The organism is Edaphosphingomonas laterariae, assembly GCF_900188165.1.
In the GTDB taxonomy this organism is placed as follows: domain Bacteria; phylum Pseudomonadota; class Alphaproteobacteria; order Sphingomonadales; family Sphingomonadaceae; genus Sphingomonas_E; species Sphingomonas_E laterariae.
The window spans coordinates 157174-171648 of sequence record NZ_FZOS01000001.1; the positions used below are offsets into that span (position 1 = coordinate 157174).

Here is a 14475-nt window from a genome sequence, read left to right on the forward strand (position 1 = left end):
GAGGTTGAGTATGTCCGGCACGGTCCCCCCGCCCACCATGGCGATCAAGCGGTTGCGCCGCCCTCTCCTTTCCACCTGCGCCGTGGCGGCGGCCATGGCGGCGTGGGGCCATCACCCTGCGGCCGCGCAGTCCTTTCAGGGCGCCGGCAACGTCGCGGCAGGCAGCGCGACCATCAACCAGGGCGTGCCCGGTGTCACGACCGTCACCGTCACGTCCCCCACCGCGATCATCAACTGGACGCCAACCGATACCGCCGCCGCCGGCACGCCGATCCAATTCCAGGGTTCGGGCACCACGGCCAATTTCGAAAGCTCCGGCGGCGATTACACCGTCCTCAACCGCATCGTGCCGACGGGGTCCGCAGCCGGCCGTTCGGTCCTGCTGGATGGCAATATCAACAGCTATATGGGGTCGACGGGCGGAGCCCGTGGCGGCGCGGTGTGGTTCTACAGCCCCGATGGGCTGATCGTCGGTGCGAACGCGTCGATCAACGTCGGCAGCCTGCTGCTCACCACCCGCAACCTCAGCGATGCGGAATTCCTGTCGGGCAACGGCATCTACAATTTCGGCTCGGCGGATAACAGCCGCGCCGCCATCACGATCCAGCCCGGTGCCGCGATCGACGCCCAATATGATTCGTCGCTCACGACCAATTCCTATGTCGCCATGGTCGCGCCGCGCATCCGGCAGGGTGGCGCGGTGCGCGTCAACGGCTCCGCCGCCTATGTCGCGGCCGAACAGGCGCGCATCACCATCGCGGGCAGCCTGTTCGATATTCAGGTCCAAAGTGGCAGCAATGTCGCTGCGGGCACGCCCGGCGACAACGTAACGCTGGAACATACCGGCTCCACCGGGGGGCCGGCATCATCCGATCCGGGAACCGATCGTCAGGCAATCTACATGGTTGCCATACCGAAGAATGTCGCGATCACGATGCTGGTGGGCGGCGATGTCGGCTATGATGCCGTCCAGGCCCGGCAGGAAAATGGCGTCGTGGTCCTTTCGGCCGGCTCTAACCTCAGTTCTGCGGGCGTCGCCACCGATGGCCCGGCAAGCGGCGTCGGCGCGAACGTGACGATCACCGGCGGCGATTTCACCTCGCGCACCACCGCTTATGGCCGGACCAACGCGGTGGCGCAGGGCAATCTGACGTTCAACGAAGACCTGACGCTGATCGCCGGCAATACGGCGATGCTTCACGCGCGCTCGGGCGAAACAGCAGACATTGCCGGCGCGCTCACCGTACTGACGCGCAATCTCGATGATGCCGGCGCTGCCATCCGCGGCACGGCCGCCATCGAGGCAGGCAGCGGCGCGACGATCGATGTCGATCGCGATACCTTTGTCGATGCCAGCCAGTTCGTCGTCGGCAACAGCCAGGCTGGCTTCGCCCGCGTCTCGGGCGATCCCGGCGCCAGCCTGTCCTTCACCCGCCTCGACATCCACGCGGACGCGAGCAGCAGCACAGGCACTGCGCGCGGTGGCGATGCATCGCTCGCCATGAACGGCGCGTCGCTAACCGTGCGCGATGTCGACGGCATACCGGATGTGATCTCCATTTCCGCCGACGGTTCCGCCGGCGGCGCTGCGGGCGGTGCGGACGGCTTCGGCGGCACCGCTTCCGTCGTGCTGGCCGACACGTCGGTAACGGCCAGTAGTCTCCTCGTCAGTGCCGCCGGCAATGGCGGGGGCGCCGGCGTTACCGTTGGTGGCAATGGTACGGGCGGCAGCGCCAGCGTCACGATCTCGGGCAGCATCAGTGATATCGCGATCGATGGAGCCATTCGGATCTCGGCAACCGGTTCGGGTGGCGGTGACGGCACCGACGGATCGGGCGACGGCATCAATGGCGGCGCAGGCACCGGCGGCACGGCGCGCTACACCCAGAATGATGGCATCGTCGCCGCGGCCAATCTGACGGTCGATGCATCGGGGCGCGGCGCCAACGCGCTCGAATCCGACCAATCAGGCGTGCGCGGTGGAAGCGGCGGAAGCGGCACCGGCGGCGTGGCAATCATTGCCTTGAACGGCGGCACGCTCAACGCGGCGGGGCTGAATGCCATCGCCGTGGGCGAAGGCGGCATCGGCGGTGACGGCTTCGAAATCGGCTATGGCGAAATCGGCTATGGTGGCCCAAGCCCCGACGCGGGCGATGCCGGCGCGGGACGCGGCGGCAATGCCTCGGTCACGATCGGCGGAGCCTTTGGTGGATCCTCCATCGACATCTCGGCAAACGGATTGGCCGGCGCGGCCGGCATCTCGGCTTCCGGCAACGATGGCGCCGGGGCGGACGCGATGGGCGGCGTCTCGGGCACGGGCGGCGCCGAGCTCATCTTCACCGCCAATGGCAGCGCGACATTGGCGGCGGCATCCGTGCGCGCCGATGCGATTGCCTCGGATGGCGCGTCGCGGGGCGGCAATGCCACCGGCGGCCGCGCCATCATCTCGAAGGCGGGCACGGGCAGCGTCACGCTTGGCGATGTAACCATCTCTGCGGTCGCGCTCGGCGGCGGCGCTTTTGCGCCGGGCTCCACCGGCGGCAATGCCACGGGTGGCAATGCGTCGCTGATGGCAACGGGTGGAGATCTTGGGCTCCAGACGCTCATTCTCGATGCCAGCGCCATCGGTGGCGGCGATACCGCCTTTTCGGCGCCCGGCACGGGCGGCGATGCGACAGGCGGCTTTGCCGAGTTGAACCTCTCCAACAGCAGCGTGACCATCAATGGCGGGCTGGAAATTTACGCGGAGGGCCAGGGCGGTCGCAAGGCTATTGCGGGCGATGGCACGGGCGGGCGCATCGACGTGGCGATCACGTCGGGCTCGCTTTCCGTAACCGGCTTCGCTTCGCCGCGCTTCAGTGCCAACGGCTCAGGTGGCGTCGGGGCCGACGACGACAATGCAACGGCCGGCGCGGGACGCGGTGGCACGCTGGCCCTGAGCCTGAACGACGGAAGTTTCACATCGTCGGGCGGCATGAACTTGGAAGCGTCGGGCTTCGGCGGTTCCGGCCTTTCGGAATTCGACACTCCGGTCGCCGTCGGTGGTGCGGCGGCCGGCGGCAGCATCCAGATATCGTTGAACGGCGCCTCTTCGCTCACGCCAGACAACAACCTGTCCATCCTTGCCTCCGCGCAGGGTGGCGATGGCATCGGCGGCGGGCGTGCCGACGGCGGCTCGATCGCGATCGACATTGCCGACAATGGCATCGTCGATACGCTGAACGTGCTTGTGCAGGCCAACGCGTTCGGCGGCACGGGGCGCTTTGGTGGCGATGGCGGTCAGGCGATGGCGGGGACGATCGACGTCGATTTGACGGGCGGATCGGCCGAAGGCAGCATTGAATCGGGCTATGGCGTCACCTTTAGCGCCTTCGCAGCCGGCGGTTCGGCCAGCGAATTCGGCTATGGCGGCAATGGCGGCGCGGCCATCGGCGGCGTTGTCGATGTGGCTCTGGGCGGCGGCTCGCTGGCCGTCAGCAGCCTCAACCTCGACGCCAGCGCAACGGGCGGCAACGGCGCCGACGGCGAGATCACCGGGCTCGGCGCCTTCAATGGCGGCAATGGCGGGGATGCAACTGGCGGAACAGCCAATCTGTCCGTCGCCGGTGGGCTTGTTCAGGTCAACAGCGCCTCGGTCATGGTCGATGCCGCCGGTGGGCGTGGCGGCCTGGCTTTCGACGACAGCCTGTTCGCCGGCAATGGCGGGCGCGGTATCGCCGGCGGGGCCGCCGGCGCGCCGGGCGGCGCCGGCATTACGCTGACCGATGGTGCCATTTTCAATGCCAACGATCTGCGCGTAACGGCGTTCGGCACCGGCGGCGATGCAGGCTATATCATCGGCAGCGGCGCGCCGGATCTGACCCGACCCACCGGTGGTGACGGCGCGGATGCCATTGGCGGCATTGCGCGGCTTTCGATCGTGAATGGCAGCCTCTCGTCCGGCTTCACCACGGTCGATGCCGGCGCACGCGGCGGATTTGGCGAATATGGGCAAACTGGCGCCCCATCATCCTCCAGCGGCTCGGCCACGGGCGGTGTCGCCGAACTCCTGCTCGCCGCCGGTAGCGCAACGTTCGACACGCTTCAGGTGCGCGCCACGGCGGAAGGCGGCGGCATCTACTCCATTGTCCGCTATGGCGATGCAACCGGCGGCCTCGCGCGGATTGCTGCATCCGGTGGCGGGCTGACGATCAATCAATCCCTGACGTTCACCGCCGGCGCGACGAGCCGGCAGGGAAGCGCTGGCGCGCCGACGGTGACCGGCGGAACCGCGGCCTTCGAAGCATCCGGCGGTGCGGCGATCAACTATGCCGCTGGCGCCTTCACCATCGATGCCGGCGCAACGGTATCCGCCATCGGTGGCGAAGGTGGCGAGGAAGGTTATGGCGGCTTCTCGGCGCAGGCTGCGGGCGCGGGCCTGCTTGCCGTTGGTGAAGGAACCGTCACCGGCGGCAACGCGACATTCACTGTCGACGGCGCCACGATCAACCTGACGGACGGCCTCATCCTCAACGGTGCGGCCAGCGCCCTTGCGCCCGGCGGATCGGCGGCGGGCGGATCGGCAACGCTTACCGTGCGTAATGGCGGCCAGCTCAACGTCAGCGGCAATGTCGATCTCAACGCCAGCGGCACCGGTGCCGGCGGCCCTGCCGGCGGGTTCGGCCAGGGCGGCACGGTGAGCATTTTGGCCGATGGCGGCACGATCAATGCCGGCCTGTTCCTGCTCGATGCCAGCGGCATCGGCGGCAATTCATTCCTTGCCGCGCCCGGCGCCACGGGGGCCGGCGGGACAGTGCAGGTCGATATCCGTTCGTCCGCGACACAGATGGCCGCGATCAGTGCGGGCGCCCTGACCGCCCTCGCCTCGGGCGTCGGCGGATCGGCAAGCATCGATCCTGCCGGCACCTCGGGCACCAGTGGTGGTGACGGCGTGGGCGGCACCATCGCCATCACGGCCGGCGGCACGCTGGACATCAGTGACGGCCTGTCTCTCGATGCGTCCGGACGCGGCGGCGATGCATTCGCCGGCGGCATCGGCGGCACCGGATCAGGCGGCGGGATCACCCTCGCCAGCACGACAACCGGGGGCGCGGCCGGGGCGATCGACGCCGGGGCTATCAGGCTTGTTGCATCCGGCACGGGCGGCGGCGCGCTCGATCCCGAACCCTTTGCAACGATAACGGGCCTCGATCTCACGGCGGCAAGCGGCGGTAGCGGTATCGGCGGTTCGGTCACGCTCGCGCTCGATGCGGGCTCGATCGCCACGAACAACGCCATCACGGTCGATATCACCGGCACGGGCCAATCGGGCGCCAACAGCTTCACCGGCGTTGGCGGCAACGGCGGTGCGGGCGGTGATGGCGCAGGCGGCTCGTTCGCGCTGAATGTCGGCGAAGGCACGTTGCTGTCCGGTTTCAGTGTCGATGCCACGGCGCTTGCCGGCAATGGCGGTAATGGCAGCCTTGACGGCTTCGGCGGAGCCGGCGGCGGCGCCACCGGGGGATCATTCGCGATCAACCTGTCGGGCGCGGGGCAAAGCCTCTCCCTCCCGACCCTCACGCTCGCACTCGGCGCTGTCGGCGGCAGCGGCGGCGCGGCCCTCGGTGGCGGGACGCTCGCCGCCGCAGGTGGGGCCGGCGGTTCGGCGACCGGCGGCAATCTCCTTCTCGGCGTCAGCGGTGATGGCGCAAGCCTCACGCTTGCCGGCCTGGACCTCGATGCGACCGCATCTGGCGGAACGGGCGGCAATGGCGCCAGCGGGCAGATTGCCGGCGCTGGTGGTGCCGGCGGCTTGGCCACCGGTGGCACCATGATCGCCGCCGTCGGCCCTGGTGCGCTGGCGATTGACGGCGCCACGCGGGTCGACGTCAGCGGCACCGGCGGTGTCGGCGGTTCCGGCGGAACGGATAGCGCCGGGACGGCCGCGGCCGGTGGTGCTGGCGGCAATGGCCTGGGCGGCAGCATCCAACTGGCGGCGACGGGTGGTTCGATCACCCTCGGCGCACTCGATCTGATCGCACGCGGCACTGGCGGCGATAGCGGCACCGGCACCGCCGGTTCCGGGGGCTCGGGAACGGGCGGTCGGATCCGTCTGTCGACCGGCGACCTTCCCGGCGGGACGGCAGGACGGATCACCGCTCTCGATACATCGCTCGATGCATCCGCCACAGGCGGGCTTGGCACCGCTGGCCGCATCGAAATCCACCAGCAAAGCGCCAGTGGCTCGGGCCTGATCGGCTTTGACCAACTGTCGGCAATCGCGGATGGAGGCGCGACCGATGCTTCCGTCTCGGCCATCGATCTCCTGGCCGATGGCGGCGCCATCGCCGTGGCCAATTCGGCGCTGATCAGCGCCGGCGGCTTCGCCTATCTGCGCGGCGCCGGGGCCGGCGTCATCACGATTGGCGGCGATCTCAACGTCTTCTCCGGGCAGTTGATCGCTTCCAGCCACGCCGGCCAGACGGCGGTGCCGGCTGATACGATCCGCGCAGGCAGCGCTTCCTTCTTCGCCGGCGTCGACGTCCAGTTCGACAATGGCGCCGTCGTTCGGGCCGATGAGATCCGCCTCACCGCCCAGCGCGATGTCGCCGCCGACAGCCTGCTCGGCCAGAGCGGCATCACCGTCACGGCGGGACGCGACATTGGCCTGGGTGACGCCATCGCCAGCAACGGTAACGTCAGCCTGATCGCCGGAAGTGCTGGCAGCCAGGACATTCCCGGCGCGCCGCTCGACCGTGGCGACGTGAATATCCGCGGAACCGTGCAGGCCAGCAGCGGGGTGCAGGTGGCCGCGGGCGGCGATATCCGGCTTGCCGGCGGCGCGGCGGTGCGATCCGAAAACCGTGTCGTCCTGTCCGCCGGTGACGATGTCCTGCTTGCCGCAGGGTCATCGATTGAAGCGGCGACAAATCCGTCGTCCGATCCCACCGGAACCGGATTGGAGCTTACGGCGGGTCGGCAGGCCATCGCCTATTCGCGTGACCCGGCCGATATTTCGTCGATCATCATCGACGGGCAGGTTTCGGGCGGGCAACGGCCGATGCTGCTTGCCGCGCAGGCGATCCAGGCCAGCAATGGCACGATCGCCGGCCGCAGCCTGATCGTGGAGATCGACGGCGCCCCCGCTCCAGGCGCCTCGCAACTCGACGATCAAGGCCAATTGTCAGCGGGGTGCCAGCAAGGGATCGCCTGTCTGGGCGCCGTCACGATCACCGACACGCTCTCGATCGGCGACGTCACCGGCTTCGCCCCAACCGCCATCCGGCTCGCGGGCGCCACCACGGCCGACCGCATCATCCTGCGCACCCGTGGCGATATCGCGCTCGATGCCGATGTGACGGGCACCAGCCAGCTCACGGTCCAATCCATCGACGGAAGCATCCTGATCGGTGGTGCTGTTTTGACCGGTGGCACGGGCCCGGGAGGCTTGCTGCAACTCGCTTCGGCTAACGGCATCTCCGCGCCGGGCGCTTCGCTGATCGCCGGTGGCACGGCCCAGTTCTACCTAGGCGATGGCAGCTTTGCGGTCGCCGGGTTGCGCGTGGGCGATCGCATCGACACGCTCGACGCGCAGGGCAATGTCACCACATTCGGTGGGCTTGCCGTGGCCGGCCCCATCGCGATCAGCGGCACGACAGAAGTTACGCGCGGCCATCTCGCCCTCACGTCCGGCAGCACGATCAACCTCGGCACAGCCTCCGCCGGCAACGACATCCGCCTCGATGCCACGGGCGCTGTCGCAGCCACGTCGCTGAGCGCCGGTGACGACATCGTCATCAGCGGCGACAGCGTGTCGATCGACACCGCGTCCACCACCGGCCTCGGCCTTGATGATGAAACCGGCTATGGGGGGGACGGCCTCGGCAATATCGCGGTCGCGGCACGCGGGGACATTTCGTTCGACGCCATTGTGACCGGCGGCAATGTGACGCTGAGTTCGGATGCCGGCGCCGTCAGCGTTGCCACCAACCTGAACGCCGTGGGCCAGATCGACGCATTCGGCACCTCGGTCGTCCTGCGCAGTCTCGGCGATCTCAATCTGGGCGCCATCCGGGCCAGCGCCGGGGATATCGATCTTGCCGCCGCTGGTTCGATCGACATAAGCGGCGCTTCCGCGCAAGGCTCGATCCTGATCGACGCCGGCACCGACGGCTCGGGCGATGCCCGACTGATCGATACACAGGCCGGAAATGGCATTGCCGTCACCGCGCGGGGCCTGGCCACCATCGGCGGCGACATTTCAGCATCGACGATCAGCATCGCCTCGCACGATATCGCGATTGTTGCCGGCGAAGGCCCGGCCCGCATCGGTATCGAGACCGAAAGCATCACGCTGACCAATATCGGCTCGCAGAACAGTCAGGTCGGCGGGGCGGACGTCAGCGGCATCTGGTCCTTGTCGAATGACGAGTTCGCACGCCTGAGCGCGCACGACATCACCATCGCAACCACGGACAGCGATCTCACCGTGGCACGGCTGGACATCATCGGCGCGGCAGGTGGGGACAGCGCCACGCGCCGGCGCAACCTTCTCGGCAGCGATCTCATGCTGCGGTCGGGCGGCGCATTGTTCGTCAACGATGCCATTATCCTGACGGACGCGGGGGATGCCGACCGGCTGACGCTGAGCGCGGCGGACCGGATCATGGTCGATACGTCGGCGGGCGGGTCGATCCGCCTCAATGGCCCGGCGGGCGCGCTTGGCGGCGCGCTTGTGCTTGATGCCGGCACCGTCTTCGTCGGCACCGCGCAAGCATGGGCCGACATTCAGAATTTGACGGGCATCGACGCACGCGACGAACGCCTGGCGCGCAACGACGGCATCTCCAACGCAGCGGGTTTCCTGCAGGCCGGGGCGATGGAATTCCGTGCCAGCAGCGGCATCTACATCCAGAACACCGGAACCGATCGCCGCCCGTCCGCTGAACGCGGTGGCTTCACGGTCGGCAGCGGCGGCGTCACCATCACCACCCTTGGTGATGGCGCGCCGGTCGAGATCGTCATCAACGGCCGCCAGCAGCGCGCCGATGGCAGCTTCGCAAGCGGCGCCGATCTGATCCCGCTCCTCACCCTGCGCGGCCAGGGATCGGCGGCGATGGCGAGTTTCAATCCGCGCTCCACCGCCAATGGTTGCCTGATCGTCGGCCTGAGCTGCCGCTTTGACCTGCCAGACCAGATCGGTCTGCCCCAACAGGATGTGATTGCCTCCCTCGATCCCGACGAGGATTTCGATGGCGAAACGGGTCTCGTCCAGAGCCTCAACCAGCCCGTCATCCAATTTGCCGATATGGGCGGGCTGACCAGCGATCCGGTGATCGACGATCCTGTCACCGGATCCGGCAATGAGGACCTTTGGATGGGGCCGGGCGGCGTCGATGGCGGAACCGATATCCAGCAGCAGGTAACCGGAACCCGCAATGACAGCGATGATGAGGATGAGGCCGACAAGGATCCCGCGACGGTCGACCAGCAGGTGACGGGCACCCGCAACGAAAATCTGGACGAACAGGTGACCGGGACGCGCAAGGATGATGATGCCGACGGGGAACCGGCGCGACCGCAATGATCGCATTGGCGCGGGCGCTCCGAATGGGTTAGGAGCGCCCCTGCCCTTCACGGGCTCAAGCTTTTCGGGTGATCCGTTCGATGTCGCATACCGCCCCTGCCGGCCAGCCGCTGGTTCTGTTCAACAGCGTCACCCGCGCGACCGAGACGTTCGCGCCGATCGATCCGGCAATGGCCAAGCTCTATTCGTGCGGCCCGACCGTCTATAACTTCGCCCATCTCGGCAATCTGCGCGCCTACGTCTTTACCGACACCTTGCGCCGGGTCATCAACTGGAAGGGCTGGAACGCCACCCACGTCATCAACATCACCGATGTCGGCCACCTCACGTCCGACGCGGACGAAGGCGATGACAAGATGGAGATTGCCGCGCGCGCCGCTGCCAAGACCATCTGGGAGGTCGCGGCGTTTTACACCGATGCGTTCAAGAACGACATCGCGCGGCTCGGCATTCTCCAGCCGACGATCTGGAGCGTCGCGACCGACCATATCCAGGACATGATCGCCTTCGGCCGCCAGATTGCCGATGCTGGCGCGACCTATGAGCTCGACAGCGGGCTCTATTTCGACGTCACCAAGGTGCCCGATTATGGGCGGCTTGCGGGCGCGCGGCCCGACGAGACGGTTGGACGCATCGAGACGGTGGAGGGCAAGCGCAACACCGCCGACTTTGCGATCTGGCGCAAATCGCCGGACGACAGCACCCGCCAGATGGAGTGGGCCTCGCCCTGGGGTGTGGGCGCACCGGGCTGGCATCTCGAATGCTCGGTGATGAGCATGAAATATCTTGGCGAGCAGTTCGATATCCACACCGGCGGCATCGACCATCGCGAAATCCATCATTGCAACGAAATCGCGCAGAACCAGGCTTTCACCGGCACGGCAAAAACCGGCGCCAACATCTGGATGCACAACAATTTCCTGGTGGATCGCGGCGGCAAGATGTCGAAGTCGAAAGGCGGCTTCGCGACGCTCCAATCGCTGGTCGATCGCGGCGTTCATCCCTTGGCCTACCGGCTGCTCTGCCTGTCGGCGCATTATCGGTCGGAACTGGAATTCTCCCCCGATAATCTTGGCGCGGCGCTCACCCGGCTCAAGCGACTGCTGATCTCGGTCGTCCAGTTACGCGACAAGGCCGGCGATCTTTCGTGGATGCGTGTCGTGGCCGATGCCGGGATGACCAAGGGGGCATCGCTCGTTTATCAGCGCAGCGTGCTCGAACAGGGGCTGCCGGCGGATGCCGTGGCACTGATCGCGCGCTTCGACGAGGCGATTTCGGGCGACCTGATGATCCCGCAGGCGCTGCCGCTGATCGAGGAAGCCGTCGCCAAAAAGGCGTGGTCGCCGGATATCCGCCTGCGCCTCGTCGCTACCTTCGATCTCGTCCTCGGCCTCGGCCTGCTGACGCTCGATCGTGCGGACCTGCGCGTTCGGCCGGTGGGCGTGGAGATCGACGAAGCAGACGTCGAAGTTCAGTTGGCGGAACGGCAGGCCGCGCGCGCCGAAAAGGACTTCGCCCGTTCCGATGCGATCCGCGACGCCCTGGCGACGCAGGGCATCGAGTTGATGGACGGTGATCCGCTGCGCTGGGAATGGCGGGTGTCGCTGGGGTAATTACTAACCTTCTTTGCCCCATAAAACGCCTGTTCGACACATCGGAAATGCCGTAGCAAAGGCACTGAAAAAACAAGAAGGTCGCGTCGAAACTGGTCCTGGTTCCGGGAGTGCCGGCGCGTTGCCGACACCCCTGCTTGGGGGAGCGACATGGCAATCAAGGCGTCCGATCTTTTCATCCAATGCCTCGAGGAAGAAGGCGTCGAATATATTTTCGGCGTCCCCGGCGAGGAAAATCTCGACATGCTGGATAGCCTCAGCCGGTCGAAAAAGATCAAACTCATCCTCACCCGGCACGAACAGGGCGCCGGCTTCATGGCGGCGACCTATGGCCGCCATACGGGTAAGACGGGCGTTTGCCTGGCAACACTCGGCCCCGGCGCCACCAATTTCGTCACGGCGGCCGCTTATGCCCAATTGGGTGGCATGCCGATCCTGATGGTGACGGGCCAGAAACCCATCAAGAAATCCAAGCAGGGCCGGTTCCAGATCCTCGATGTCGTGTCGATGATGGGGCCAATCACCAAATATACCCACCAGCTCGCCAGCGCCGACAATATTCCCAGCCGCATCCGCGAGGCGATCCGCCTCGCCGAGGAGGAAAAACCCGGCGCCACCCATCTCGAATTTCCGGAAGACGTGGCTGACGAACACACCGAAAGCCGTCCGCTCAAGCCCAGTCTCGCCCGCCGCCCCTCGGCCGAGCCCAAGGCCGTGCGTGCCGCCGTGGAAAAGCTGGAAAAGGCCAAGGCACCGATCCTCGTCATCGGCGCCGGCGCCAATCGCAAGCTCACCGGGCGCATGCTCCTCCAGTTCATCGAAAAGACCGGCATTCCATTCCTCACCACCCAGCTCGGCAAGGGCGTGATCGATGAAAATCATCCGCTGTTCCTGGGTTGCGCGGCGCTGTCATCCGGCGATTTCGTTCACCGTGCGGTTGAGGCCGCCGATCTGATCGTCAATGTCGGCCATGACGTGATCGAAAAGCCGCCCTTCTTCATGCAGAATGGCGGCACCGAAGTGATCCATGTGTCGATGCGTTCGGCCGAGGTCGATCCGGTCTATTTCCCCCAGATCGAGGTGATCGGCGACATCGCCAATGCCTTCTGGCAGATGAAGAACGACATCGTTCCGTCGGGCAGCTGGAACTTCGATACCATGCTGCGCTTCCGCAAGGCGGAACTGGAACATAGCCGGTCGATCGAGGACGATCCCCGCTTCCCGATCTTCCCGCCCTATCTCGTCAAGAAGATCCGCGAGGCGATGCCCGCCAACGGGATCATCTGCCTCGACAACGGCGTCTACAAGATCTGGTTCGCGCGCAATTATTGCGCCCGCCAGCCCAATACCGTGCTGCTCGATAACGCCCTCGCCACGATGGGCGCCGGCCTGCCATCCGCCATGGCGTCCGCCATGGTCTATCCCGATCGCAAGGTGATGGCGATCTGCGGCGATGGCGGCTTCATGATGAACAGCCAGGAAATGGAAACCGCGGTCCGCCTTGGCCTGAACATCACCGTGCTGATCCTGAACGACGGCAGCTACGGCATGATCCGCTGGAAACAGGCCAATATGGGGTTCGAGGATTGGGGCCTCACCTATGGTAACCCCGATTTCGTGAAATATGCGGAAAGCTATGGGGCGAAAGGCCACCGCGTGGAAAGCGCCGAACATCTGCCACAGTTGCTCAAGCAATGCCTCGATACGCCCGGCGTCCATCTGATCGACTGCCCGGTCGATTATTCCGAGAATGATCAGATCCTGAACAAGGATATCAAGGAATTGAGCCGCAAGCTCTGACTGGAAAGGCGCGCAATGCCGTTGCAACCCACCTACCCGCTCTACCTCGCCAACGAGGCCCGGCAGCCGAATACGGACCTTGCCGTCACCGACAAGTTCACCGGAGAGGTGGCGACAAGGGTAGCGCTTGCCGACGCAACCACCATCGAGGCCGGCATTGCGGCCGCGACGGCGGCGGCTGAGCCGATGGCGCAGATGGCGGCCTATGAACGGCAGGCCGTGCTCCAGCATTGCGTCGATCGCTTCCGCGAACGGGCCGAAGAACTCGCTTATGCGCTGTGCGTCGAGGCCGGCAAGCCGATCAAGGACAGCCGTGGCGAAGTCGGCCGTCTGATCGATACCTTCCGCATCGCGGCCGAAGAAAGCGTGCGGATGACCGGCGAGGTCCAGCCGCTCGACATATCGCCCCGCGCGCGCGGCTATCAAGGCATCTGGAAGCGCGTGCCGATCGGCCCCTGTTCCTTCATTTCCCCCTTCAACTTTCCGCTCAACCTGGCCGCCCACAAGGTCGCGCCCGCGATCGCGGTGGGTTGTCCGTTCGTGATGAAGCCCGCCAGCCGCACGCCGCTCGGCGCGATCATCATGGGCGAGGTGCTGGCCGAAACCGATCTGCCCAAGGGCGCCTTCTCGATCCTGCCGGCAAGCCGGGACGGCGCCGATCTCTTCACCACCGACGATCGGCTCAAGCTCCTGTCCTTCACCGGATCGCCCGACGTGGGTTGGGATTTGAAAGCGCGTGCCGGCAAGAAGAAGGTCGTGCTCGAACTGGGTGGCAATGCGGCGGTGATTATCGATGCCGACGCCGATCTCGATGATGCCGTGGACCGGACCGTATTCGGCGCCTTCTACCAGTCCGGCCAATCCTGCATCGGCGTCCAGCGCATCCTTGTTCACGACAAGGTTTACGACGCGTTTCGCGACAAGCTGGTGGCGAAAACCAAAACCCTCATCGCCGGGAACCCGCATGACGAAGCGACCTTCGTCGGCCCGATGATCGACGTGAAGGAAGCCACGCGCCTCGACAACTGGATCCAGGAAGCGACATCAAAGGGCGCCACCCTGCTCTGCGGTGGCAAGCGCGACGGCGCGATGCTCGAAGCGACGCTGCTGGAAAATGTCGCGCGCGACACCAAGCTCAATATCGAAGAGGCATTCGGCCCCGTCGCCTTCCTGATCCGCTTTTCGGACTGGGATGAGGCCGTCCATATCGTCAACGACAGCAAGTTCGGCCTGCAGGCCGGCGTTTTCACGCGCGACATCTTCAAGGTTCTCGATGCGTGGGACCGGCTCGATGTCGGCGGGGTCGTGGTGAACGATGTGCCGAGCTATCGCGTCGACAACATGCCTTATGGTGGCGTCAAGGACTCCGGTTTGGGCCGCGAGGGCGTTCGTTTCGCCATGGAGGATATGACCGAAATCAGAAATCTGGTCATCCGCCGGCGCGCACCGTGAATGCCCGTAAATCCGCGATCTTCATCGATCAAAATCGCGGATTTA

The 14475-nt window shown here is 66.1% G+C and carries 4 protein-coding genes; all 4 read left to right on the forward strand.

The features are described from left to right. Positions 1-10: 10 nt before the first annotated feature. Entirely contained in the window at positions 11-9565 is a 9555-nt protein-coding gene (locus tag CHB74_RS00710) for a beta strand repeat-containing protein (protein ID WP_144033675.1), read from the forward strand. 80 nt (positions 9566-9645) lie between these two features. Beyond that, a complete protein-coding gene (cysS, locus tag CHB74_RS00715) occupies positions 9646-11178 on the forward strand; it encodes a cysteine--tRNA ligase (RefSeq protein ID WP_089217975.1) in 1533 nt (510 codons plus the stop codon). Between the two features lie 150 nt (positions 11179-11328). Next, the gene (locus CHB74_RS00720; protein ID WP_089217683.1) at positions 11329-12978 is read left to right on the forward strand and encodes an acetolactate synthase large subunit; all 1650 of its coding nucleotides are present in this window, start codon (positions 11329-11331) and stop codon (positions 12976-12978) included. 15 nt (positions 12979-12993) lie between these two features. After that, a complete protein-coding gene (locus CHB74_RS00725; RefSeq protein ID WP_089217684.1) occupies positions 12994-14430 on the forward strand; it encodes an aldehyde dehydrogenase family protein in 1437 nt (478 codons plus the stop codon). Positions 14431-14475: the final 45 nt, after the last annotated feature.

Bases quoted from the DNA above. Each gene is read 5' to 3' on its own strand.
- cysS (WP_089217975.1), top strand. From the start codon at position 9,646: ATGTCGCATACCGCCCCTGCCGGCCAGCCGCTGGTTCTGTTCAACAGC.
- CHB74_RS00710 (WP_144033675.1), top strand. From the start codon at position 11: ATGTCCGGCACGGTCCCCCCGCCCACCATGGCGATCAAGCGGTTGCGC.
- CHB74_RS00720 (WP_089217683.1), top strand. From the start codon at position 11,329: ATGGCAATCAAGGCGTCCGATCTTTTCATCCAATGCCTCGAGGAAGAA.
- CHB74_RS00725 (WP_089217684.1), top strand. From the start codon at position 12,994: ATGCCGTTGCAACCCACCTACCCGCTCTACCTCGCCAACGAGGCCCGG.